Source organism: Collinsella aerofaciens, from assembly GCF_039758815.1.
In the GTDB taxonomy this organism is placed as follows: domain Bacteria; phylum Actinomycetota; class Coriobacteriia; order Coriobacteriales; family Coriobacteriaceae; genus Collinsella; species Collinsella aerofaciens_BP.
Window position 1 is genome coordinate 1 of the sequence record NZ_JBDMSK010000008.1, and the last position, 24,594, is coordinate 24,594.

Here is a 24,594-nt window from a genome sequence, read left to right on the forward strand (position 1 = left end):
GCGCCAGGCGCCCGGATGCGTCATGCCGAAATGGCGCGAAGCACGCGGTTGACAAAACTATAGAGACACGTCCCAAATTAGCTACCCTGTCGGGTTGCTGCTGCTAGGCGAGGGCGGCCATGATGGCGCGGGCTACGCCGTCGTGGTCGTTGTCGAACTCGGTGATGGCGGCGGCTGCCTCGCGGTCCTCGGGCTCGGCGTTGATCATGGCCATGCCATGGCCCGCTGCCTGCAGCATGGGGATGTCGTTGATGTTGTCGCCGAAGGCCCAGGCGTCGGCGAGACGCTCGCCCAGGTGCTCGCATAGCCACGTGAGGGCCGTTCCCTTGGTGGCACCCTCGCCCATGATCTCGATATTCATGGCGTACGAACGCGTGACCTCAATGCCTCCGAGCGTGTCGAGCTCGGCCGCGATGGCGTCGCGATCGGCCGGGTCGTGCCAGTACATGGCGATGCGTTCGAGTGTCTCGACCTCGTCGATCTTGCTGTCGATATCCATGTCGATCGGTGTTCGTGTGCGCTTGAGCGAAGCCGCGATGTGGGGGTCGCCGCCGCAGAATTCGTCCAGGCGCGTGTAGAGCGAGCGGGGGAGGAAGCACTGGCCGTCGGCGAAGATATCGAAGGTGACGTCATGGCCGGCGGCAATGCTATGGACGCGGTGGGCGATGGCGCGGTCGAGCGGTCGGCTCAAAATGCACGTAGCACGTGAAGTATCGGTGGGCGTACCGTCGTCGGGCTGCCAGACGCTGGCACCGTTGGCGCAGACGGCATAGTGCACGGCGGGGTGGGCGAGGATGGGCTCAAAGACGCCCGACAGCGGACGTCCCGTGCAGGGCACAAACTCAATACCGCGGCGCGCAAGCTCGTCGAGCATCGCCCAGGTGGCGTCGCTCATCTGCTTATCACTCGTCAGCAGTGTTCCATCCATATCGGAAAACACAATCATTCGTTGCGATCCTTTCTACTGGCATAAAAAGCGTGGCCGAGGGCGGTGATGCCCTGGCCACGTTCGGGTTCTATAACGGTCCGCGTCTTAGCGATTGGCGAGCGGCTTGTACTCCAGCGGATCGATCACCGGACGGTATGCCGGGCGGATGATGCGATGCGCGCAGAAGAGCTCTTCCATGCGGTGCGCCGACCAGCCGGCCATGCGGGCGACGGCGAACAGCGGCGTAAAGAGCGTCTCGGGCACGCCGAGCATCTTGTAGATAAAGCCCGTGTACAGGTCGATGTTGGCGCAGATGGGCTTGGTCATGCCGTGATCGCGCATCACCTGCGGGGCCAGACGCTCGATGCGCTCGATGAGCGCGAACTCCTCGCCCAGGTCCTTCTTGGCGGCAAGCGTGCGCGCGTAACGGCGGCACACCTCGGCGCGCGGGTCGCTCAGCGTGTAGACGGCGTGGCCCATACCGTAGATGAGGCCCGTGCCGTCGAAGGCCTGCTTGTCGAGGATCTTGCCCAGGTAGGCTGCGACCTCGTCCTCGTCCTCCCAATTGGAAACATGCGCACGGATGTCCTCGTGCATGGACACGACCTTGGCGTTGGCGCCGCCGTGGCGCGGGCCCTTGAGCGAGCCGATGGCCGCGGCGTAGGCGGAATACGGGTCGGTGGCCGAAGACGACAGCACGCGGCAAGCGAAGGTGGAGTTGTTGCCGCCGCCGTGCTCGGCATGCAGCATGAGCATAACGTCGAGCAGCATCGCCTCATCGCGGGTGAACGCCATGCCGCCGCGCAGGACCTGTAGGATGGTCTCGGCGGTGGAGAGACCGGGCGTGGGGTGCGGCACGTGAACCTCGGAGCCGCGAAGCTTGGCGACCGAGGCCATGTGTGCGAAGGCGGCAATGCGCGGGAGACGTGCGAGCATGGAAATGGCGACGTCGATTTCGTGCTCGGGCGTGATCACGTCTGGTTCGGCATCGAAGGCGTAGAGCAGCAGTACGGCGCGCTGGAGCACGTTCATGATGCTCGACGACACCGTGGTCATGGGGAACTCTTTGACGTACTCGTCGCTCAGATGTCTAAAGGCACCTAGGCGCTCGCAGAAGCCGTCGAGCTCTTCCTTGTTGGGCAGCGAACCCGTGATAAGCAGATAGGCGACTTCTTCGTAGCCGTAGCGATTCTCGGCCTGGGCATTGTTGACCAGATCCTCGATGCTGTAGCCGCGAAGTGTGAGCTTGCCCTGATCGGGGACTACCTTTCCGTCGACCTTGTTGTAGCCATGCACATCCGAGATACGAGTGAGGCCCGCGACCACGCCCGAGCCGTCGGCATTGCGCAGGCCGCGCTTGACATTGTGCTCGACAAACAGGCCCTCGTCATAAGGGTCGGTCGGTAGGCCGTGGTAGAGGCTTTCGCTCTCAGACGAAATCTGGCGGCTTGCTTCGTAATCCAGAACCAGTCGGCTCAAGTGGTCATCGAAGCGGTAATAGATTTTCTTGGCGTCGTAGGCCATGCGCGCTCCTCTCCGGTCCGCTTGGGGGCCGCGCGCTTGGACGATATGACGTCAAGCTGCCCCGAGCGGCTTGTTCGCTACAGGCGGTACATAAAGTTGAAGACGTCCTCGCGCTGGATGGACACGTTGACGCCCGAAAGCTCGCCGGCCTCGGCCAGGGCCTTCTGCAGCTCGGCGAAGTCGAGCTTGGACTCGGCGGTATCGGCCAGCATGGTCATGGTGAAGATGTCCTCGATAATGGACTGCGTGATGTCGCGGATGTCGACGTTGGCCTCGCCCAGAACGCGGGTGACGCCGGCGACGATGCCGGGGCGGTTCTTGCCAAGGACGGTGATGACGATACGGGAGGACGAGATCTCGGCCATGGGAAACCCTTTCGCGTGATTGCGGCGCGCGCGGGGCGCTCCGCTACGGTACAGTGTTCATCATTGTACCTGTCTGGCGCCAAAAGGGGTGTGCTTACTGCGGCGTTACACGTCTGCAACATGGGTGAAGGTTCGATGGGGTGCGTGCTCGCTGCGGTTGGGCATGTCGCATTGCACAAAGACCGTGAACCTTTTGTGGGACGCGCGGCGCCGTGGTACCATAGCCGAGTTTGTTGTCTTGGTCGGAAACCAAGACGCCTTATGCGCTGATCGGTAACCAGCGCCTGACTAATAAGGAGTCCTACCATGAAGCAGGGTATCCATCCCCAGTATGTCGAGTGCACGGTGACGTGCTCCTGCGGCAACACCTTCAAGACGCACGCTACCGTGTCCGAGATGAAGGTCGAGCTTTGCAACGAGTGCCACCCGTTCTACACCGGCCAGCAGAAGTTCGTCGACACCGGTGGACGCGTCCAGCGCTTCGCCGACAAGTTCGGTGGCGCCGCTGCCGCCCAGCTCAAGAAGGCCGAGGAGGCCAAGGCTGCCAAGGCCGCCAAGGCTGCTGAGGCCGAGGCTGCTCGCAAGGCCGCCGCTGAGGCTAAGGCTGCCGAGAAGGCTAAGCGTGCCGCTAAGTTCGCCGAGGAGGCTGCCAAGCAGGCCGCCGAGGCTCCCGCAGAGGCTCCCGTCGAGGAGGCCGCTGCTGAGGCCGAGACCACCGAGGCTGCTGAGTAAATAACTCGCCGCGGAATCGCTCGCATTCATGGCATAAGGGCCGTGCATCCGTTTGGGTGCGCGGCCCTTTTCTTTTTATTGGTGCAAGCCAACCTGTCCCCATTGCACCAGATTGGTGCGAAGGGGGCAGGTTGGCTTGCACCAAATGGCAGAGAGACAGCGTTTGCCCAGATAAAACCTGCCAAAATAAACCAGTCCCTTTTTGGCAGGTTGGTCGTAGTTATTACGTGGCGGTCGAGGTCGACCGTATAGGCCGCGCCTCGTTTGGCTAAAGTACATTTATCTGTGTTTAACTCGCCCAAGGCTGCATGGCGTGGGCGATGGCCAAAAAGGAAAACCACATGGGATTCATGTCAAAGCTGCTGTCCTTTGGATCCGATAAGGACCTTAAGCGCTACTACAAGATCGTCGACCAGATCAACGGTCTTGAGCCCCAGTTTGAGAAGATGACCGAGGAAGAGCTCCGCGCCCAGACCGATAAGTTCCGCGAGCGTTACGCCAACGGCGAGTCGCTCGACGACATGCTCCCCGAGGCCTTTGCCACCGTGCGTGAGGCTTCCAAGCGCATCACGGGCATGCGTCACTTTGACGTACAGCTCATCGGCGCCATGGCGCTGCACGAGGGGCATATCGCCGAGATGAAGACCGGCGAAGGCAAGACCCTTGTCTCCACTTTGGCCGGCTACCTCAACGCTATCGCCGGCAAGGGCGTGCATGTCGTTACCGTCAACGATTATCTGGCAAAGCGCGACTCCGAGTGGATGGGCCGCATCTACAAGTACCTGGGAATGACCGTCGGTCTGCTCCAGAACAACATGCCGCTCGAACTCAAGCGTCCGGCCTACCAGGCAGACGTCACCTACGGCACCAACTCCGAGTTCGGTTTCGACTACCTGCGCGACAACATGGTCACCCGCCCCGAGCAGCGCGTGCAGCGCGGCCACCATTACGCCATCGTCGACGAGGTCGACTCCATCTTGATTGACGAGGCGCGTACCCCGCTCATCATCTCGGGCGCCGGCACCAAGTCCGCCAGCACCTACAAGGACTTTGCGCGTGCCGTGCGCGGCCTGGAGCGCGGTGAGGACGTCTCGCACGACATGCTCACCGCCACCGAGGACGTCGAGCCCACGGGCGACTACGTCATGGACGAGGCCAAGCACACCATCGCCGCCACCGAGCGCGGCCTTAAGAAGATCGAGCGCCGCCTGGGTATCGATGACATCTATGCCGATCTCTCCGGCCAGCTGGTCAACCACCTGCAGCAGGCGCTGAAGGCCCAGTACATGTTCCACCGCGACAAGCAGTACGTGGTCACCAACGGTGAGGTCAAGATCGTCGACGAGTTTACCGGTCGCATCATGGAAGGCCGCCGCTACTCCGAGGGCCTGCATCAGGCCATCGAGGCCAAAGAGGGCGTGCTCGTGCGCGAGGAGAACCAGACCCTTGCCACCATCACCCTGCAGAACTACTTCCGCCTGTATGACAAGCTCTCCGGCATGACCGGTACGGCACTCACCGAGGACGCCGAGTTCCGCGAGATCTACAAGCTGCCCGTCGAGGTCATCCCCTCCAACAAGCCCGTTCAGCGTGTTGACCACGAGGATCTGGTGTACCGCACCATCCAGGCCAAGTACAACGCCGTTGCCGACGACGTCGAGCGACGTCACGCCAAGGGCCAGCCGGTCCTGGTGGGCACCGTCTCCATCGAAAGCTCCGAGAAGCTGTCGGCCGCCCTTACCAAGCGCGGCATCGCGCACGAGGTCCTCAACGCTAAGCATCACGAGCGCGAGGCTCATATCGTTGCCCAGGCCGGACGCTACGGCGCCGTGACCATCGCTACTAACATGGCCGGTCGTGGTACCGACATTCTGCTGGGTGGCAACCCCGACGAGCTGGTGCGCGAGCGCCTTGAGTACGAGGGCCTGACCATGGAGGACGTGACGCCCGAGCAGCTCGAGCAGTTTAACGCCGAGGCCAAGGAGACCTGCAAGGCCGAGCGCGAGCGCGTGCTTGCCGCCGGCGGCCTGACCGTCATCGGCACCGAGCGCCATGAGTCCCGTCGTATCGACAACCAGCTGCGCGGCCGCTCCGGTCGTCAGGGCGATCCGGGCGAGACTCAGTTCTACCTGTCGCTCGAGGACGACCTCATGCGCCTGTTCGGCGGCGACAAGATGGACCGCGTCTCCAAGATGATGGTCACGGCCGACATGGGCGACGACATGCCCATCCAGCACAAGATCATCTCCAAGGCCGTCGAGAGCGCCCAGCATAAGGTCGAGAGCATCAACTTCTCCATGCGTAAGAGCGTCCTTGAGTACGATGACGTTATGAACAAGCAGCGCCAGGTCATCTACGCCGAGCGCAACAAGATTCTGGACGGCAAGGATCTGACCGACCACATCACCGAGGTCATGCACGACACCGTGTACCGCTGCGTGCAGGAGTTCTGCACCAAGGACAGCCACGATGGTGAGCGCGATCTTGAGGGCTTGCGCAAGTGGGTCGTGGAGCTGACCGGCCATATCGATACGCCCAAGTTCCCCGACGAGGATTACGAGGCCCTGGCCGCCGATGTCCTGGCCTACGTCGAGAAGTGCTACAACATGAAGGCCGAGCGCCTGGGTGAGGACCTCATGCGCGAGCTCAACACCCAGGTCATGCTGCGCGTCATCGATACCCGCTGGATGAACTACCTGCAGGAGATGGACTACCTCAAGACCGGTATCGGACTGCGCGGCTTTGGTCAGCGCGACCCGCTGGTCGAGTACAAGACTGAGGCTTATGGTGCCTTCCAGATGCTCGTCGACACCATGTACGAGGATTACCTGCGCACCGTCCTGCGCATCGAGATCAAGGCCGCCCCGCAGGCCGTGGAGCACAAGGAGGACCCCGCGCTCGAGGGTGCGCGCTTCTCCGGCCCCGCCGATGTCGATGGCGACAACGGCAACTCGGTGCTGCGCAAGCAGGCACAGGTTCAGGCTCGTACGGCTGTCCAGGGAGGCCCGGCTGCTGTCAACAACGGCGGCAAGGTGACCACCTACCGCAAGGACGAGAGCGACGACCCGTACGTCAACGTTGGCCGCAATGACCTTTGCCCCTGCGGCAGCGGCAAGAAGTTCAAGTACTGCCACGGCAGGAATCGTTAATGGCCGAGGCTTTAGAGGTAACGCCCGCCGAGCTGGACGCGTTTGCGGACCGGCTCGGCGAGGTCGAGTCGTATCTTCATTTGGACGAGAAGCGCACGCGTGTGACCGAGCTCGAGGCCAAAAGCGCTGCCCCCGGCTTTTGGGATGACGCCGACGCCGCTCGCACCACCATGGAGGAGATCGCTCGCGCCAAGGAAGATATCGCTGCCGTGGATACCGCGCGCGGCGAGTTATCTGACGCCCGCGCGGCGCTGGAGCTTGCCGAGGAGATGGGCGACGACCCCGATGCCGCCGCATTGCGCGAGGAGGCTGCCACGACGGCAGAACGCCTGGCCCGCGCTATCGACGAGCTCGAGCTTTCGAGCTGGTTTACCGGTAAGTTCGATCACGGCGACGCGATTGTGACCATCAAGCCCGGACAGGGCGGCCTGGAGGCACAGGACTGGACCTTCATGCTCTTTAAGATGTACATGAAGTACTGCCAGCGTCGCGGCTGGAAGGTCACGATTAACGACTGCCCCGCTGCCGAGGTCATCGGCATTGATCGCGCGACCTTTACCGTCGAGGGCAAGGACGCGTTTGGCATGCTGCGTGCCGAGGCCGGTGTGCACCGCTTGGTGCGCATTAGCCCCACCGACGACAAGAAGCGCCGCCAGACCACGTTTGCCGGCGTCGAGGTCATCCCCGTGCTGCCTGACGATATCGACATCGAGATCAATCCCGACGATATCCGCGTGGACGTGTATCACGCGAGCGGCCCGGGCGGCCAGGGCGTCAACACCACCGACTCCGCCGTACGCGTGACGCATTTTCCCAGCGGCATCGTTGTCACGTGCCAAAACGAGCGCAGCCAGATTCAAAACAAGGCCGCGTGCATGCAGATTCTCAAGGCCCGTCTGTACGAGATCGAGCTCGAGAAGCGTGCCGAGGCGCTTGACGAGATTCGCGGACCCAAGACCACGATCGGTTTTGGTAACCAGATTCGCAGCTACGTGCTCTACCCGTATCAGATGGTCAAGGACCTGCGTACGGGCGTGGAGACCAGCAACGTCGAGGCCGTTCTCGACGATGGCGATCTTGATCCGTTTGTGATCGGCTACCATCGCTGGGCAACCGGCAACGCCGATGCGGAAGGCTCGGACGCCTAGGCACATGGTTGGCTCCGGGTCGATGCAAACACTTCGCAGGGGTGGTATTTGCTCGATGAATCGGTAGAATCGAATACAGCAAGAAGTTCAAAGCGCACTCGTTTGGGTGCGCTTTTTTGAGGGAGGCAGCATGGCATATCGTCTGGACATCAAGCGCATTCTTTCGCTGAACTTCTTTCACGATCTGCCCAAGATTATGCTGGGCTGCGCTCTGGCCGCTATCGCGACGGACCTGTTTTTGATCCCCAACGGTCTTGCTGCCGGCGGCGTTACGGGTCTCGCCACGATTATCCAGGCGGTCGGCGCCTCGCATGGCATATCGCTTCCCGTTGGTATCCAGACCATCGTGATGAATGCCTTGCTGCTGCTGGTCGTTATGCGCGAGGGCGGCATGTTCTACGTGGTCCAGACGGCGACGGGCTTTGTGCTGCTGGGCTTCTTCACCGACCTGTTTGCTCCGTTTGTGGCGCCGCTGGCACATGCCGATCTGATGCTGCCCGCTATGTGGGGCGGCATTATCACGGGCATCGGCTATGGCATGGTGCTGCGCGCCGGTGCCAACACTGGCGGCTCCGACACGATCGGCCAGATCATCTCGCGCAATACGTCACTACCGGTGGGCTCCACCGTCATGGCGATCGACGTTGCCGTGTGCGCGCTGTCGGCCCCGGTCTTCTCGGTCGAAAACGCGCTGTATGCGGGCCTTTCGATGGTCATTAGCGGCTACGTGATTGATGCCGTGGTCGACGGCGGCAACAGGCGCCGTATGGTGCTCATCATCTCGGACAAGTTTCCCGATATTGCGGCCGACATCATGTATGGCCTGGGTCGCGGCTGCACCAAGTTTAAGGCGACCGGCATGTACTCGGGTGCCGAGAAGCCGGTGATCATGGTAATCGTGAGTCGTCGCGAGCTCAACACGCTCAAGACCATTGTGCGCGAGCGCGACCCGCGCGCCATCGTGACCGTGGCCGACGTTACGGAAACCTTCGGCGAGGGTTTCAAGGACATTAACGCGTAGGGTCGACTGCGTTCCATCCAAAAGACGTTCACATTGGTAAACCGTTTCATCAGCGATTCTGCCTGCTCAAGTGTTCAAATAATGATAAATACTCTGGTAAAGCTTCCAGTTTCCAGCATAATGAATGACGTACGTGCATCGCGGCTGGGTTGGGACGACCTTCTGTGCCGTGCGCATTTTGTCTAATGAGGATGAAAGGAAGGCACAATGAGCGACGAAGAGCTCAAAAAGGTTGCCAACGAGGTAAGGAAGGGCATCGTCACCGGCGTGCACGCTGCCAAGTCCGGCCATCCGGGCGGTTCGCTCGGCGCTGCCGACATCATGACCTATCTGTACTTTGAGGAAATGAACGTCGACCCGGCCGATCCCCGCAAGGCCGACCGCGATCGCTTTGTGCTTTCCAAGGGCCACTGCGCACCTGGTCTGTACGCCGTGCTCGCCGAGCGCGGGTTCTTCCCCAAGGAGGATCTCGAGACGTTGCGCCACATCGGCAGCCATCTGCAGGGTCATCCCAACATGAACGACACCCCGGGTGTCGACATGTCCACCGGTTCGCTCGGCCAGGGCATCTCCGCCGCCGTCGGGATGGCGCTCGCCGCCAAGCACTGGGGCGACGACTATCGTACCTACGCCCTGCTGGGCGACGGCGAGAGCGAGGAGGGCCAGGTCTGGGAGGCAGCCATGTTTGCCGGCAACCAGCAGCTCGACAACCTCTGCGTAATCGTCGACCACAACGGCCTGCAGATCGATGGCCCCGTCGAGGAGGTCAACGACCCCATGCCGCTCGCCGACAAGTTCCGCGCCTTCAAGTTCCACGTGGTGGAGCTGGCTGACGGCAACGATTTCGACCAGATCCGCGCCGCCTTCGCCGAGGCTCGTGCAACCAAGGGCCAGCCGACCGCGATTATCGCCGAGACCACGAAGGGCAAGGGCGTGTCTTTCATGGAGAACCAGGTGGGCTGGCACGGCAAGGCCCCCAACGATGAACAGTTTGAGCAGGCCATGGCAGAGCTCACGGCCGCCGGAGAGGAGCTCTAGGATGACAGACGTCAAGAAAATCGCCACGCGCGTAAGCTACGGCGAGGCCCTCGTCGAGCTCGCCAACGAGCACGACGACTTTGTGGTCCTCGACGCCGACCTGGCCGCCGCCACGCAGACCGGCAAGTTTAAGGCCGCCTGCCCCGATCGTTTCTTTGATGTGGGCATTGCCGAGAGCAACCTGATGGGTGTCGCCGCCGGTATCGCAACCACCGGCCGCGTCGCCTTCGCGAGCACCTTTGCCATGTTTGCCGCCGGCCGCGCCTTTGAGCAGGTCCGCAACTCTATCGGCTACCCGCACCTCAACGTTAAGATCGGCGCCACGCATGCCGGTATCTCGGTGGGCGAGGACGGCGCTACGCACCAGTGCTGCGAGGATATCGCCCTGATGCGTGTCATCCCCGGCATGACCGTGATCGTTCCCGCCGACGACGTCGAGGCTCGTGCCGTGACGCGTGCCGCCTACGAGTGCGACGGCCCCGTCTACATGCGCTTTGCCCGCCTGGCCTCGCCGGTCATCAACGACCCCGAGACCTACAAGTTCGAGGTTGGCAAGGGCATCGTCATGCGCGAGGGTGCCGACGTCACCATCATCGCCTGCGGCCTGATGGTCGGCGAGGCTCTCGAGGCCGCCGAGCAGCTCGCTGCCGAGGGTATCGATGCCGAGGTCATCAACATGCACACCATCAAGCCCATCGATGCCGACCTGATCGTCAAGAGCGCCACCAAGACCGGCCACGTCGTGACCGTCGAGGAACACTCCGTGATCGGCGGCCTGGGCAGTGCCGTCGCTGACGTCCTGTGCGAGCAGTGCCCGACGCCGTTAAAGAAGATCGGCGTCAATGACACCTTCGGCGAGTCCGGCCCTGGTGCCGAGCTCCTGCACAAGTACGGCCTGGACGCCGCCAACATCGTGGCGACCACCAAGGAGTTCTTGGCGTAAGGCGGTCTGCTTTGGCCTTAACTTGAGAGCCGCTTCCGCATTGGGCAATGAACAAGCCGGGGCGCCTTCCATATGGAGGGCACTCCGGCTTTGTGTTTGGAGACGGCAGGGAAAGAAGCTAGAGAGGTTTTACGGTCGGGGCCAGGGCGCAGTTGCGCAACATTCAGCCCTAAACCCTAACAGCCAGAGGCGAATCGGAGAGGATTTCGCCCTGAAATGCGATGGCATGCATCCACTCGAAGGCTCGCTGATTCACGCATCCTTGGCGGCAACGGCCCTCCTTGACATCATCAGGCAACCTGATGGCGTTTGAACGTCCTTATCGCGAGAGCAATGCCCGTCGCGAAAAGCAGGAGGTAGAAAGCGGCGAGGAACACGGGCAGCTCGACCACGACAGGGCCTATGGCATACGAGACCATGCCGAAGAGGTTGAGGGGGTTCAGTGCGTCGTAGGGGAACAGGTAGATGATGCGGTTCGCGATGCTGCTCGTCATCGTCGGCACGAAGATCGGAATCAAGATGAGAGCGACGCCGACTGCGAGGATTCCCATGGGGCTGTCTATCTTGGCTGACAGTGCGAGCACTATCCCAAGGAGGGCGAGGGTTGCGAGATACCCGACGAGGCAGCATATGAGGGCGGCGGCTGACAGGCTTATGCCGTAGGTGCATGTGATGTTGTAGATCTGGATGGGTAGACCTGCGCCGTCGGCTCCGTAGAAGACGAGCGTTATTGCCAGGAAGACGAGTGTGAAGACCCAGTATATGGCGCTTGCCGCGATCATAGAGGCCGCCGCCTTCGCGCGCCCGAGCCTTGATTTGCCGAACTTGGTGGACAGCAGGATGGCGTCGGTTTTGGCCCGGTACTCCCCGTTGAACACCGATGCGCACGTTATCACGACTGCGAGCATCGCGAATATGAGGAACTGGGCGAGGTTGAGGAAGTCCTCCCATCCTCCTGCGTATCCGTACTCGATGGGCGTTTGCATGCCTTGCGCCCTCTCGCTCCAGAACGCCCTCTCATCGTCGTTGTACGAGAGGGCCCCGTTCGCGTCGAGCCCGGAGGCTATCTTCGAGCGGACTCGCCCGTAGAGGTCGACGGTGCCAGTCGTGTCGATAGCGGCTGCCGCGGACACGGGCATCTGGTAGCCTTGCATCCAAGGGCTTGTCAGCAGCGCCATGAGGGCGCCGTTCTTCGCGCTGAACTCCCAGTACTCGTTCGCCTTCTCCCCGTAGGGCTTCCTGTCCGTCCTGTACTCTTCCTTGACCTCGCCGTCCGGACCGACGAACTCCTTGAACTCGCGGAGCGCCTCGGTGGCCTCCTCGTCGGTGATGGGGCCTGCGAGCGCTTCCGTGTTTGCCTTTATCTGGGCGATGGCGGCAGTGCCTTCGAATTCGGTGCCCATCTCCTTGGGGTCGAGGGCGTACTGGGACGTTATGTTGAAGAAGGCTATGACCGCGACCAGCGCCAGGACGGCCGCTATGGAAACCTGCGAGACGCGCCTTGAGAGCATCTTCTTGAGCTCGTATCTGATGAGGCTACTCACGGCGCGCTCCTTTCCTGCGTGCGATTGCGTCCCGTCCCGCTTCCGCTTTCGTCCGCGAAACCGGCAGGCCCCCGGACTGCTCCTGGAAGAGGTAGAGGTAGACGTCCTCCAGCGTCGGCTCCACGGCGCGCGCGCTCGGATGCGGGCGCTGCTGCGCCACCACGCGAACAATGGCAGAGCCGTCCTGGGCGTAGTGGATGTTGCCCACCGTGAGCGATGCCGACATGGCGTCTGCCTCCCTCGGGGCGACAGTGCACTCCCAGACGCATCCCCTGATGTCCCCTGTGATCTCGTCGACCGTGCCCGTCGTGATGATGCCGCCAGCGCGCATCACGAGGATCTCGTCGGCGATGTACTCCACATCAGAGACGATGTGCGTGGAAAGGATGACGATCTTGTCTTGGGCGAGAGAGGATATGAGGTTGCGGAAGCGGACGCGCTCCTTGGGGTCGAGCCCTGCGGTGGGCTCGTCGAGCACGAGGACAGACGGGTCGTTGAGCACCGCCTGGGCGATGCCGAGCCGCTGCTTCATGCCGCCGGAGAAGGTCTTGACCTTCCGCTTTGCGGCCTCTGCGAGACCGACAACTCCCAGGAGTTCGCGCGTACGCACTTTCGCCTGCTGCGCGGTGAGCCCCTTGAGCGATGCCAGGTACATCATGAAATCGCAGGCCGTGAAGTCCGGGTAGTAGCCGAAGTCCTGGGGCAGGTACCCGAGGCGCGCCCGATAGCCGTCGCCAAGCTGGTCTATGGGGGTGCCCCCGAACAACACGCTTCCCGATGTCGGCCTCATGACGTCGCATATCATGCGCATGAGCGTGGTCTTGCCTGCGCCGTTGGCCCCGAGTAGGCCGTAGACGCCGGGCGTGAAGCTGAAGCTCACGCGGTCGACGGCGATATGGCTGCCGAACTGCTTGGTGAGCCTGTCAAGCCTGAGTTCCATGTTCGTTCCTTGTCCTTCGTTCGATGTTGCAGGCATGCAGGAGGGGAGCTAGAGCGCCGCCTTTGACGGGCGTGGCGAGAGGCCGCCTGAGACGCAGCGTATGAGCCTTGACGCCTCCAGGGCGGCGAGCGCCATGGAGGCCATGAGCGCCGTGACCCATACGGCGAGAGACGCGCCCTCGTACCAGAGGGGGAACGCCGTGCTCAGCAGCCAGAGCGCTACGAGTACGGACATCGCAGGGGCGACGCTGGCGACGAGCGAGTTGCCCGGCAGACGGCGCGCCGCATAGAAGCAGGCGGCACACGAGCAGAAGAACGGCGTGCATGCGTACAGCAGTACGCGAAGCGCGTCGATCCCCGCGAGCGTTGGCACTGCCGCAACGGAGAGCGTAATCCAAAGCACGTCGGCAAGGCCGAAAAGCAAAAGCCTGCTCGCCAACACTTGCACGCAGCTGAACCGGCACGAGTACTCCATCTCGCAGACGCGGGTCTCGAAGCTCTTGAATACCGATGGTGCCGCTATGGCAACCGAGAGGGCCGATGCCGCCATGACGACGACGGGACTTCCCGAGCGCGGGCCGATCACGCCGACGAGAACGAGCATGCATGCCAGAAGCGCGATCTGGAGCATCCATGCCCAGGGACGCACGAACCGGACCTGGCTCACGACGAACCGCCAGAGCGGGATGTAATCCGCCTCCCTCGCGCCTCCGCAGGCGCGAGCCGCCTCTGCTTCCACGAGCAGCAAGGTGCGCTTGCGCGCCGAGGCATCGGGGGATGCCGCGTCGGCGGCGTAGTAGCTCCTCAGCGCATCCTTTAGCTTCGAGTCATCCATTGCCTTCTCCCATCAGTTCCTTGAGCCTGCTGAGCGCGCGCCGCTCGATTCGATAGAGAGCGAACCTCGACTTCCCCGTCACGGCGGAGATATCGGACATAGGCAGGTCCTGGTCGTAGCGAAGCTCGATGACCTCGCGCTCCTCTTCCGTAAGGCGGGCGAGGGCACCCGCCATGGTCAGCCGTCCGTCCATGTCTGCATGCCGCACGTCAGGAATTGTCTGCACATCGTCCTCGTCCAAGGCACCAACCGGTCTCTGACCTCGGTAGAAGTCGGCACAGACATTGCGCGCGCAGGCGTAGAGATACGCAAGGGGCTTTCCATGCTCGGCGTATAGCGCATCGCTCCGCACGAGCCGAAGGAACACCTCCTGCGTCACGTCTTGGGCATCCTCTTTCGAGGGGAGCCTTCGCGCGCAGTAGCGGTATACCTTGTCGTAGTGCTCCTCTGCGAAGCGCCCTACCAAAGAGTCGTTCTCGCGGCCTGGCGCGTCCGCCCTGCCGTTGCTGCCGTATGGAAAGCTATGCATTCTCTTCCCTCACCTCCTATAGGGCATAACGTGGTTTGGCGCCGGGATGTGCGCGGAATTTTGAAATTTACATCCCATTTTGTATCCATGCGGCAGCCCTGTGAGTGGCGGGCATTTCACTGAATTCCAGCATGTCAGGGATGATGGCTGGGATATTAATGGGGTTAGGGTGCATCCAGAGCTTATTGCATCGGGCGGCTTGAGCGTTTTCGGAGAAGAGATTGGGCGGTTTATGCGAGAGTATTTAAGAGGTGGCACCGCTCATTAGAAAACCCTAACGTCAGACGAGTATCAGTCTGAGTGGTCTAGGTACAGAATTAAATTGATCTCAAAAGTCAATATTGACCTCAGAGATCAATTGCAATATCCTTCTATCAAAGGAGGTGGCGATGGATATCGAATATGCAAGCAAGTCGCTGGAGAAGAGCCTCAAGGATCAGAGGGCGATAACGAGGAACTACGGCAAGATAGCCAAGAACCTCATTCATCGTCTTTCCGATCTGCGGGTTGCGAATGACCTTTCGCAGATTACCCATCTGCCGCCGCCGCGCAGGCACAAGCTGACCGGCAACTTTGAGGGCTGTTGGGGAATCGACCTCAGCAAGAACATGAGACTGGTCATCCGTCCCGTCGGGGAGTTTGACCCGGATGACCTTACGACGATCACCAGCGTCTGCATCGTGGATATTCAGGACTACCACTGAGCTAGGAGAGGAGAAGATAGCTATGAGTGATTTCATCGTCGCGCCCGGCGAGATCATCAAGGAATACCTTGATGCGCGCGGTTTGACCCAAAAGGAAGTTTCGAAGCGTACCGGCGTGAGCGAGCGCCACCTCTCCCAGCTTCTGAACGGGAAGACCAGGCTTACCGAGGACATGGCGCTGAAGCTTGAGAAGGTCATGCCCGACGTTCCCGCGAGTTTTTGGCTTAACTATGAGGTCAAGTATCAGGAGTACCTTGCCCGCGAACGCGAGGAGGCGCATCTGGAGGAGCTTGACCTTAAGGAGATCGCCAAGAGGTTTCATTTCAAGGAGGTCTTTCCGCGAACGAGCATGTCTTTGGTTGAGCAAGCTGCGGCTATGCTGAAGATTCTGGGCGTTTCGGATTTTGACCGCTACATGACTGCAATTCCCGGCGGGATGGAGTTCATGCAGGATGGTGGCAATTCGGAGGCTGTTGCCGTTTGGCTCGGGCTCTGCAAAGAGGAGATTGAGACTCAGAATAAGGATTTAAGCGATACTCAATACTCTAGAGAGCTGCTTGAGTCGTCGCTTGGTCGTTTGAAGAAGATTGCCCTGAATCCAGATGTAAACGGTTCTATCAAGAGCGCACGCAAGCTTCTGAACAGGTGTGGAGTTTACCTAGTTGAGCATGAAGCTATCTCGAACGCTAAAGTACGTGGCGTGTTGACAACCTACTTGGGTCATCCTGCTATTTTCATCAGCAAGCGATACAAGACTCATGATCATGTCTGGTTTACGGTCGTGCATGAGCTTGCACACCTCTTGTTTCATTACGACCCCAAGCAGCAAATCGTGTCGATGGAAGAACTTGCAAGCGAAGAGCATAAGGACGAAGAGGCCAATGCGTTCGCAAGGCGTTTCTTCGTAGACCTGGACGAGTATGAGAGCTTTGTTGCAGCCGGTCATTTTACTGAGGGAAGAATCAGGGAATTCTCGTCCAGCCAGAGGGTGGATCCGGGTATTACGGTCGGCTTTCTTCAGCATGATGGATGCATCGGGTTTGACGCTTTCTCTAATCTTAAGTCCGCTTGTTAGTAGGTGACGCCCCATGTATGTCCTCACACTAAAGAATCGCCTAAATGAGTTCAGGGCCGTACAAAGGCTGCGGGAGCTCGGACTTTTAGACGAAGGGCTTCTGCCTTTGGTCGAGGTGGTTAAGAAGGACGTTGCCTTTGATAAGCTGGTCGATCCCTCAACGGGTGAGTACGTCAAGGTCAACAAGCCATATAAAAGTGGAAAGCGCAAAGGTCAGCCCCGTATGTGCACGGTAGATGATCTTGAGACTGAGCGCGATGTCACCTTGGATAACATTAGTGATGCCTTTGCCGGTAAAAAGGTGTTGGTCGACTTCTTCCGCTGCTATATGCCCAAATACAAAGGCGCCGACCCCTCAAAATGCAAGCTTGTTCTTAAAATGAGCAACGACTTGGCGTTTTACGAGGAGGCGGTTAAGCGGCTTGCCGACTATCGAGATCTCATCCCGGTCATCTCGGTGATTGACGAGCTGTCCAACCTCTCACCAAAATCCTTGGAAGCTTTGATTTTGGAGCTAAGGAAGACTTCTTCAAATAAACCAGTCGCCATCCGGATATCGACATATGAGGGGTACGAGCACATCTTGTCTGACCTTTTGGGGCCGGATGACTACTTGATTTACGACATCAACGAGACCCCGCCCGCTTCTCGTATCGAAGAGTTTGACGAGTTGGCTGACCTTCATATTGCGGCGCACTCTGTCCTACTGTGTTCGCCGCGCAAACGCGATGACGGGAACAAGGTGTACGAAGATGGCTGTTTCATCGACAATAGCCACATTCGTGACTTTTCCGAATATGGTTTCGAAGGCGTCGGCGACTATGCCGGGCTTCGTGATTCCTTACCGCCCCGTCCGGGCGCGGGGGCCACTGGACGTGCTCTTGCCCTTTTTTATGACGGTTCATCAAATGCCTTCAAAAGGTATATCAATCCAGACGTGAAGAAAGGCCAATCCGGCTACGACGATGTCGTAAAACAGATACTTGCAGACAGGGGCGAGCTGGAAAGACGTGCTGGCGAATGCGCCGTACTGTCTGAAATAGCTGATCATGCCGCAGCCGGAAACTATGGCGGTTGGCAGACTTGGATTGTGTACACCGTTGTTCGCTACGTGCAGCAGCTCTACCTCGCCCACGGTAACAGCTACAACCTCTAGTACACAATCTCCGGCTCTAGTCTGTTGCGGTAGAACCATTCGTAGTCAATACCGAAGACCTGCGGCTTTACTTTGCAGAAGTGCTCCCAGTAGGCACCGTAGCGTTGCTTGAGATAGGCCTTAAACAGCCGATTGATTTTGGCTTGGCTGTTCTCGGCAAGACACTCTTGAATGATGGCGGGCTTTGACGTGCCCCCGCCGTCGATGCCGAAGGTCTCGCAGAGGGCGCGCTTGGGCATGACCGCGAGCTGCTTTTCGGAGTCCAGGTTGGTGCTTTTGATGGCTTTGCGCTGTGCCTTGAAGTGATAGGAGCCGTCCCTTGCGTCCTGGCTGTAGGAGTAAATCCCACAGGCCTCGGGGACGTAGCTTGGCAGTTCTTGCCAACGCTTGTCGGACGTCACGACGTAGACGGTCTCGAACACGTCGAAGTAGTCGCTCAACTGGCCCTCGAGACGATCGAACGTGTCGAGGTCGGTCTTGATCTCGTAGGCGGCGCTGTGGCCGTTGACCTTACACATGTCCACGCGGCTGTTGCCGATGGGAAGCTCGAAGATGGAGATGTTCGCGGGGCTCAGCGGAAAGAGGACCCTATCGATGAAATTGGCCTTGATGGTGGCTTCGTTCGGGTAATAACCCATCACCAAGTCGTTGACGGTCCTTCGGGCCGCGTATTTGGAGTCGAGCGCGGGGGCGAAGTCGCCGAGGACGTCTTGGATGATGGAGATGAGCTTGGATTCGGAGAGAACAGTCGAGTATGAATCGTAGAGCCGCTTTGCAGTCTCCCTCAACTCTATGTCATCAAGTAGCATGGTCTCCATCGTTACCTCCGATGGGAATTTTACCATGATGGCCCAAAAACGCTTCTTAAGTTCGGTGTGTGTAACCCAGTGGGACGTATTTCTTCGGGCACTGCCGCCTTGCGGCTCCGATGCGCGGTTGACTTTTTGACGCCCGCCTAGGCTGCTCTTGATGAGTAACCAGGCGGGCATCTTGTTGTGCTTGCCGTACGAGCGGAAAGGCGGTTCTCGTGAAGGAGGGATCGAATGGCGGGCAAGCGGACGAGGCGCAGCAGCAAGAGGCGGGCTCGGAAGACGCGCAGGAGCAAGGGGAAGTGACGGCCCTGGGCGGAGCCGGCGACGACTACCAGGCGATGCTTGCGAAGCGGGACGAGCGGATCGCGGAGTTTGAGGCACAGGTGGCCGATGCCTCCGCTTCCAAGGAGGCTGCCGAGGCGCTTCGCGGTGAGATCGAGGCGGTGAAGACCGCCGCTACGGACGAGCGCGTGGAGTACGAGCTGCGCCTCGTGGGCGCTCGCAGCGTAACGGCGGCCAAGGCTCTGCTCGCGGATCACGGCGGCGACGTGGTGGCGCTCAAGGTGTCGCGCCATGTGGGCGACGGCGTGGAGAGCGGGCCAACGCAGGCGGCCCGCGCCGTGCTGGCGGAGCTTAGCGGCGCGGGGATCGCATTCTGCGAGGTGGCGTGATGCCGGGGCGGCGCCGATGCGGCGGTCGCTTCTGCCGGACGCGATGAGCGTGCGGGTGCCGTTGGAGGACGGGTTCATACGGCTCGGCGCGGGTCGTAAGGCGCGTGCGTCCCATGTAATGGGGGAAACCGCAGCCAGCGATGCTTGGTGTGTGGCGGATATGCGAGGGGGTGGCAGGCGGAAAGGGAGCTTATTCACTTTCCCAAACCGCTCTGGTCATTTGAACGAGGCGCGATCTCTTTGAGCTTCTTGGGAGTCGGGGGCGCAGGTTCAGTGCGACAGAGCTGATATGTGCTCACGTTCCGCGCAAAGTTGCCGGATTGTCGATATGAGGAGAATGCCAGACGGGCTTATCGAGGAAACCGGCCTGCTATACGTCGGCGTCACTCGCGCTCGAAAGGCGGTATATGCCTCCGCCTCGATGCAACGCAGGACAAAGTTGGGGGACTATCAGGCCACCTGTCCCTCTTGTCTAATGCCTATTCCGGGTATTGCGCCTGTGAGCTGGGCGGTGATGGATACGGAGAGCTGACTTCTGGTGCTACGAGACGTGTCCGCTATGGCCGTATGGCCGTGAGAGCCGATCGGCCGCCCTGTCTATGACCTCGCTGAGCATGGCCAGACCGTTCTTCAGCTCGCTCTGCTTGGAGAAGTAGTCCCTGTGCGCCATGAATCGTCTGCGCAGGGCTCGGAGCTGCCCGGCGCAGACGATTCATGGCCGTTCCCTTGTTGTCGCGATGCCGGAATCTCCCATATCGGCTCCACAAGATAAGAAAAATGCGGCTGAAGGTACAGGTACCCGCAGCCGCTAAAAGCCCTAGGGCTTTTCACAATGATTGAAGTATGCCCGATTGAGGCGGACGGGGGAAGCGCTTGGAAAGCGCGGACCATCCATCAGAGGAGTTCGGATGAAGTTGATATTCATGGCGGCCGACGGGAATCCAAGGTGCGCCATGCTTCTTATGTGCAGCAAAGGCAATGCTGCTAAAATACAAAGCGCTCATGTAGTTTAAACGCACGACGATAAGGAGCACCAGTGGGTAACCACTTCCGTACCTCCGGTGCGGGCGATGATGCCCCCAAGACGCAGACAGGCGTCCAGGGCAGTCGTTTCGCCACTCCGGATTCAGAGGGCCAGCCTGTTGCTCAGGCCCCCACTCAGCCGGCAGATCAGGCACAGCCGGCATCCGATCCCTTTGCCTACAATCCCACCAGCGATGTCGCGCTTTCCGGCACGGCGGGTTTTGAGCCCGTTCAGGCCGTGACCGCTCGCGTGGAGCAGCCTCAGGCTGGCGCCGCCACGCCGCAGCCTACCATGGCCGGCATTCCCGACCCCATGGCTCCTGCGACGCCGGTTCCTCAGCCTGCGCAGTCCGGTCTCTTTGCCGCCATTCCCGACCCCACGCAGCCTGCTGCCCCGGTGGTCGAGAGCGATCAGGCCGCCGAGGTCGCAAGCCTCGATAACGCGCTCAACAACCCCGATTTTACGTCGGTGTTTGCGCCCATCGATCCGCAGGCCAGCCGCAAGAAGATGGCCAAGCAGGCCGGTGTCGAGCCCGTCATCCTTATGGAGCATGTCACCAAGATCTATCCGGCACAGCCCAACAAGCCTGCACTTGACGACATCAACATTGAGATCTATCCGGGCGAGTTCGTCTTCCTGGTCGGTCATTCCGGCTCGGGTAAGACCACGCTGCTGTCGACGCTCAACCGCGACGTCAAGCCGACGAGCGGCCGCATCTTGGTTGCCGGTCAGGACCTCATGAAGATCAAGAACCGCAAGGTTCCGTTCCTGCGCCGCCAGATTGGCGCCGTGTTCCAGGACTTTAAGCTTCTGCCGCAAAAGACCGCCTACGAAAACGTGGCGTTTGCCCTGCAGTGCATCGGCAAGCCCAAGGGCGTCATTCGCAGCCAGGTGCCCGAGGTGCTGCGTCTGGTCGGTCTGGCCGATCAGATGGACTCGCTGCCCGACCAGCTTTCCGGTGGCGAGCAGCAGCGCGTTGCCGTCGCCCGCGCTATGGTCAACCGTCCGCCGCTGCTGATTTGCGACGAGCCCACGGGTAACCTCGACCCGGCGATCTCGCTGGGCATCATGAAGCTGCTCGAGCGTATTAACCGCACCGGCACCACCGTGATCGTCGCCACGCACGACCGCGAGATGGTCGATAGCATGCACCGTCGCGTGATCGCCCTCGAGGGCGGCCACGTTATTCGCGACCAGGAGAGGGGAGGTTACGGCAACTATGGCACCAACTAACGTGGGCTACTCCTTCAAAGAGGCAATCAGTCACTTCTTCCGTAACTGGACTACCTCGCTCGGCGCCGTCATCACGATCTTCCTTTCGCTGTTTATCATCGGCCTGTTCATCATGGGCTCCGCGATGCTGAACTCCGTGATCGGCACCGTCGAGGATCAGGTTGTCATCAACGCGTTCATTAGCGATGACGCCGATCAGGCCGATGTTCAGGCTTTTGAGGCCGAGCTTAAGACGCGGAATAACGTCAAGTCCGTGACCTATAAGGACAAGGACGACGCGCTGGCCGAGTATACGAGCAAGATGTCGGGCAACGCCGACGCCACCATGAGCGCGCTCGATGGCCAGAACCCGCTGCCGGCTTCGTTTGCAATTGAGATGGACGATCCGTCCAAGGTCGAGAGCACGGCAGAGAAGCTCAAGAAGAACGCCGATTTCCAGAAGATCGCGGATGACGGCGACGTCAACGCGAGCGTGCTGTACGGCCAGGAGGGAGTGAGCCGCCTGTTCCAGGTGACCAACTACATCCGCATCGCCGCCGTGGTGCTCGTTGGCCTTCTGACCTTTATCGCATTCATCTTCATCAACAACACGATTCGCCTGTCCATCACGGCGCGTCGTCGTGAGATTGCGATTATGCGTCTGGTCGGCGCCAGCAACGGCTTCATTCGCGGCCCGTTTATCACCGAGGGCGTACTGCAGGCTATTTTGGGCTCGCTGCTTTCCATCGGCGTTCTGGAGCTGCTGCGCAATCTGATGATTCCGCGTTTGCAGGAGAGCATCGTCTGGATGTCGTTTGCCCTGCCGATGCAGTACTACCTGGTGACCTATGCTGCGCTGATTCTGGTCGGTGTGATTATCGGTCTCTTTGGTTCTGCCATAGCCATGCGCCGCTACCTGCGCGTGTAGGCATGCCTGGAATTCATCCCTTCCAACGGGTCGTCTCTTATGGGGCGGCCCGTTTTTTGATCCCTAGGGGACGGCAGGAAAGCGAATCATTTGGGTAGACTCTTTGGAGTTCGTCATCGATAGCAAGGAGGCGCCATGGGGCGCAATAACAAGCATAAGCGTGGAGCTCGCAATAAGCGCGGGCCGGTGCGCAGCGAACGCCGTCCGAGCCTGACCGGGCGCGTGCAGCTCCATGAGCATGGCGCCTATGTCATAACCGAGAGCGGCGACTACAAGGTTATGGGCCGCGGTAAGCGCGAGATCATGGATGGCGATACCGTTGCCGTGAGCATTAAGAACAGCCCGCACGGTGAGCGGCGCGCCGTGATCGAAGGCGTGGTTGAGCGCGCAGCCATAAGCGTGGTGGGTACGTACCAGACCGCTGGTCCGCTCGGTGTGATCGAGCCGCTCGATTCGTGCCTGAAGGCCGACTTCTTCATTCTGCCCGAGGATACCTCGGCGGATCGTCTGGGCGTCCACCCGGGTGATGCCGTCGTCGCGCGCATTTTGACCTACCCGACGCGCCTGGAATCGGGCACCGTGACGATCGAACGCCGCATTGGCGGAGATGACGCGCCCGATTTGGGCGTTCAATACGTGATGGCGCGTTACGGCTATACCGATAGCTATCCCGAGGCCGCGCTGGACGAGGCCGAGGGACTTTCGCTCGATGTGTCCGCGGCGCTTAAGGACCCGCTCCGCCGCGATCTGCGCGACCGCTTTGTCATCACGATCGACCCGGTCGACGCGCGCGACTTTGACGATGCCATTTCGCTTGAGCGCACGCCCGAGGGTGGCTACAAGCTGGGTGTGCATATCGCTGACGTTTCTCACTATGTGGCTTGGGACGGGCATATCGATCTTGAGGCTCGCCATCGTACGACATCGGTGTATCTGGCCGATCGCGTGCTTCCCATGCTGCCCGAACGCCTGTCCTGTGACCTGTGTTCGCTTCGCCCTGACGAGGACCGTCTTGCGTTTACCGTTGACATTGAACTCGATGCGCAGGGTCGCGTGCGGCATTACGATCCGTACCCCAGCGTGATTCGCTCGCGTGTGCGTATGGACTATGACGGCGCCGAGGCGCTGCTGGTGCGTGCCGGCGCGGTGGAGTATGGGGTGCTGGAGGGTGCGGCCGAGGATGTTGCGGCTGCTGAGGCCTCGCGCGAGGAGGCGCTTGAGCGCGGTCTTGCGTACGAGAAGGCCGCCCGCGGCTGCAACGTCGACCTCGGCAATTTCCTTGTCGCCGCCAACGAACTCGCCGAACTTCGCCGTCGTATTCGTCGCGTCCGCGGCTCAGTCGATTTTGACACGGCCGAGATTCGCGCTCTATTGGATGAGGACGGAGTACCCGTGCAGATTGTGGCGCGCGAGCGTTCGTGTGCCACGTCGCTTATCGAGGAAGCCATGCTGCTCGCCAACGAGTGCGTTGCAGAGTGGCTGGCAGACCGTGATATCGAGGCCTGCTATCGCGTGCATGAGGATCCGAGCCCCGATAGCCTGCACGGTGCCGCCGTTGCGCTGGCGCAGCTGGGCATCATCGACGATCGCCGTGCTGCCGGTATTGCCCTGGGGAGTCCCGATGAGCTGCAGGCTGCAGTTGATGCTGCCGCCGGTACGGCCAACGCACCGCTCGTCAACACGCTGCTTCTGCGCAGCATGCAGCGCGCGCTGTACAAGCCGCGCAACGAGGGCCACTTTGCGCTCGCCGCGCCGTGCTACTGCCACTTTACGAGCCCCATCCGTCGCTACCCCGATCTGGTGGTGCACCGCGTGCTCAAACTGCAGTTGGCCTATGAGCAGCTCGGCGGCAAGGACGCCTTGGTCCGTACGCCGCGGCTGATCGGCAAGGGGCGCGAGTCGCTGCCGCGCATTCTGCCGCAGATTTGCCGTGCGTGCAGCGATGCGGAGCGTGCGGCCGATGCCGCCAGCCATGCGACGCAAAAGATCAAGATTGCCCAGTACTATGAGGATCGCCTGGGCGAGCGCTATGCCGGAACGGTCTCATGGGTCAGCAGCATAGGCCTCTTTGTGCGCTTGGACCTGACGCAGGTCGAAGGCTTGGTTTCGATCAAGAGTCTGGGCAACGAGTGGTTCGAGTTCGACGAGGATGCGCTTACGCTGACGGGCGCCGACACGGGGACTCGCTATGAACTGGGCCAGCGCGTGATTATCGAGGTCTCGCGCGTCAATACCACGCGTGGGCACTTGGACTTTAAGCTTATCCATTAGCCAAATCTCGACTCATGGCGGGAGAGCGGAGGGCGGTCTTTCGGGG

At 60.7% G+C, this 24,594-nt stretch carries 21 protein-coding genes; 13 read left to right on the forward strand and 8 right to left on the reverse strand.

The window, feature by feature from the left end:
* Positions 1 to 103 precede the first annotated feature (103 nt).
* The 3 genes from ABHT90_RS05310 to ABHT90_RS05320 form a co-directional block, all read right to left on the reverse strand.
* Positions 104 to 946, reverse strand: coding sequence for a Cof-type HAD-IIB family hydrolase (locus tag ABHT90_RS05310; protein ID WP_346981853.1), 843 nt, complete (start codon positions 944 to 946; stop codon positions 104 to 106).
* 87 nt (positions 947 to 1,033) lie between these two features.
* Positions 1,034 to 2,452 carry a citrate synthase gene (locus ABHT90_RS05315; protein ID WP_346981854.1) on the reverse strand — a complete coding sequence of 473 codons (1,419 nt, stop codon included), beginning with the start codon at positions 2,450 to 2,452 and terminating at the stop codon, positions 1,034 to 1,036.
* Between the two features lie 77 nt (positions 2,453 to 2,529).
* On the reverse strand, positions 2,530 to 2,817 hold the full coding sequence (locus ABHT90_RS05320; protein ID WP_006235289.1) for an ACT domain-containing protein: 288 nt from the start codon (positions 2,815 to 2,817) through the stop codon (positions 2,530 to 2,532).
* A 306-nt stretch (positions 2,818 to 3,123) separates the two neighbouring features.
* On the opposite strand from ABHT90_RS05320, the gene rpmE reads away from it, so the two are divergent.
* From rpmE to ABHT90_RS05350, 6 genes are all read left to right on the forward strand, one after another.
* Complete coding sequence (rpmE, locus tag ABHT90_RS05325; RefSeq protein WP_006235303.1) at positions 3,124 to 3,549, forward strand: 50S ribosomal protein L31; 426 nt, start codon at positions 3,124 to 3,126, stop codon at positions 3,547 to 3,549.
* A gap of 341 nt (positions 3,550 to 3,890) precedes the next feature.
* The gene (gene secA / locus ABHT90_RS05330; RefSeq protein ID WP_346981855.1) at positions 3,891 to 6,698 is read left to right on the forward strand and encodes a preprotein translocase subunit SecA; all 2,808 of its coding nucleotides are present in this window, start codon (positions 3,891 to 3,893) and stop codon (positions 6,696 to 6,698) included.
* The gene (prfB, locus tag ABHT90_RS05335) at positions 6,698 to 7,846 is read left to right on the forward strand and encodes a peptide chain release factor 2 (RefSeq protein WP_346981856.1); all 1,149 of its coding nucleotides are present in this window, start codon (positions 6,698 to 6,700) and stop codon (positions 7,844 to 7,846) included. The genes secA and prfB overlap by 1 nt, the downstream gene beginning before the upstream one ends.
* Positions 7,847 to 7,976: 130 nt before the next feature.
* Complete coding sequence (locus tag ABHT90_RS05340; protein ID WP_346981857.1) at positions 7,977 to 8,867, forward strand: YitT family protein; 891 nt, start codon at positions 7,977 to 7,979, stop codon at positions 8,865 to 8,867.
* 207 nt (positions 8,868 to 9,074) lie between these two features.
* Complete coding sequence (locus ABHT90_RS05345; RefSeq protein ID WP_346981858.1) at positions 9,075 to 9,905, forward strand: transketolase; 831 nt, start codon at positions 9,075 to 9,077, stop codon at positions 9,903 to 9,905.
* A gap of 1 nt (position 9,906) precedes the next feature.
* Positions 9,907 to 10,848, forward strand: coding sequence for a transketolase family protein (locus ABHT90_RS05350; RefSeq protein ID WP_346981859.1), 942 nt, complete (start codon positions 9,907 to 9,909; stop codon positions 10,846 to 10,848).
* Positions 10,849 to 11,138: 290 nt separating this feature from the next.
* On the opposite strand, the gene ABHT90_RS05355 is transcribed toward ABHT90_RS05350, so the two are convergent.
* From ABHT90_RS05355 to ABHT90_RS05370, 4 genes are read right to left on the reverse strand one after another with little or no spacing between them, the layout of a single operon-like run.
* Positions 11,139 to 12,392, reverse strand: a complete 1,254-nt coding sequence (locus tag ABHT90_RS05355; RefSeq protein WP_346981860.1) for a hypothetical protein — start codon at positions 12,390 to 12,392, stop codon at positions 11,139 to 11,141.
* The gene (locus ABHT90_RS05360; protein WP_346981861.1) at positions 12,385 to 13,332 is read right to left on the reverse strand and encodes an ABC transporter ATP-binding protein; all 948 of its coding nucleotides are present in this window, start codon (positions 13,330 to 13,332) and stop codon (positions 12,385 to 12,387) included. The genes ABHT90_RS05355 and ABHT90_RS05360 overlap by 8 nt, the downstream gene beginning before the upstream one ends.
* A 48-nt stretch (positions 13,333 to 13,380) precedes the next feature.
* Positions 13,381 to 14,166, reverse strand: a complete 786-nt coding sequence (locus tag ABHT90_RS05365; protein ID WP_346981862.1) for a hypothetical protein — start codon at positions 14,164 to 14,166, stop codon at positions 13,381 to 13,383.
* Positions 14,159 to 14,695: an RNA polymerase sigma factor gene (locus tag ABHT90_RS05370; protein WP_346981863.1), complete on the reverse strand. Its 537-nt coding sequence runs from the start codon at positions 14,693 to 14,695 to the stop codon at positions 14,159 to 14,161. Before ABHT90_RS05370 ends, ABHT90_RS05365 begins: the two co-directional genes overlap by 8 nt.
* A gap of 389 nt (positions 14,696 to 15,084) precedes the next feature.
* Here ABHT90_RS05370 and ABHT90_RS05375 point away from each other — a divergent pair, with 389 nt between their 5' ends.
* The 3 genes from ABHT90_RS05375 to ABHT90_RS05385 are packed head-to-tail and all read left to right on the forward strand — an operon-like array spanning position 15,085 to position 17,630.
* On the forward strand, positions 15,085 to 15,399 hold the full coding sequence (locus ABHT90_RS05375; protein ID WP_195621022.1) for a type II toxin-antitoxin system RelE/ParE family toxin: 315 nt from the start codon (positions 15,085 to 15,087) through the stop codon (positions 15,397 to 15,399).
* Between the two features lie 22 nt (positions 15,400 to 15,421).
* Positions 15,422 to 16,474, forward strand: a complete 1,053-nt coding sequence (locus tag ABHT90_RS05380; RefSeq protein ID WP_346981864.1) for a helix-turn-helix domain-containing protein — start codon at positions 15,422 to 15,424, stop codon at positions 16,472 to 16,474.
* A 13-nt stretch (positions 16,475 to 16,487) separates the two neighbouring features.
* A complete protein-coding gene (locus ABHT90_RS05385) occupies positions 16,488 to 17,630 on the forward strand; it encodes a hypothetical protein (protein ID WP_346981865.1) in 1,143 nt (380 codons plus the stop codon).
* Here the strand turns inward: ABHT90_RS05385 and ABHT90_RS05390 are convergent.
* Complete coding sequence (locus ABHT90_RS05390) at positions 17,627 to 18,448, reverse strand: sce7726 family protein (RefSeq protein ID WP_346981866.1); 822 nt, start codon at positions 18,446 to 18,448, stop codon at positions 17,627 to 17,629. The genes ABHT90_RS05385 and ABHT90_RS05390 overlap by 4 nt on opposite strands.
* A 209-nt stretch (positions 18,449 to 18,657) precedes the next feature.
* On the opposite strand from ABHT90_RS05390, the gene ABHT90_RS05395 reads away from it, so the two are divergent.
* From ABHT90_RS05395 to ABHT90_RS05410, 4 genes are all read left to right on the forward strand, one after another.
* On the forward strand, positions 18,658 to 19,113 hold the full coding sequence (locus tag ABHT90_RS05395; protein ID WP_346981867.1) for a hypothetical protein: 456 nt from the start codon (positions 18,658 to 18,660) through the stop codon (positions 19,111 to 19,113).
* A gap of 1,036 nt (positions 19,114 to 20,149) precedes the next feature.
* On the forward strand, positions 20,150 to 21,370 hold the full coding sequence (gene ftsE, locus ABHT90_RS05400; RefSeq protein WP_117759469.1) for a cell division ATP-binding protein FtsE: 1,221 nt from the start codon (positions 20,150 to 20,152) through the stop codon (positions 21,368 to 21,370).
* The gene (gene ftsX / locus ABHT90_RS05405; RefSeq protein WP_346981868.1) at positions 21,357 to 22,277 is read left to right on the forward strand and encodes a permease-like cell division protein FtsX; all 921 of its coding nucleotides are present in this window, start codon (positions 21,357 to 21,359) and stop codon (positions 22,275 to 22,277) included. The genes ftsE and ftsX overlap by 14 nt, the downstream gene beginning before the upstream one ends.
* 135 nt (positions 22,278 to 22,412) lie before the next feature.
* A complete protein-coding gene (locus tag ABHT90_RS05410; RefSeq protein ID WP_346981869.1) occupies positions 22,413 to 24,548 on the forward strand; it encodes a ribonuclease R family protein in 2,136 nt (711 codons plus the stop codon).
* Positions 24,549 to 24,594 lie beyond the last annotated feature (46 nt).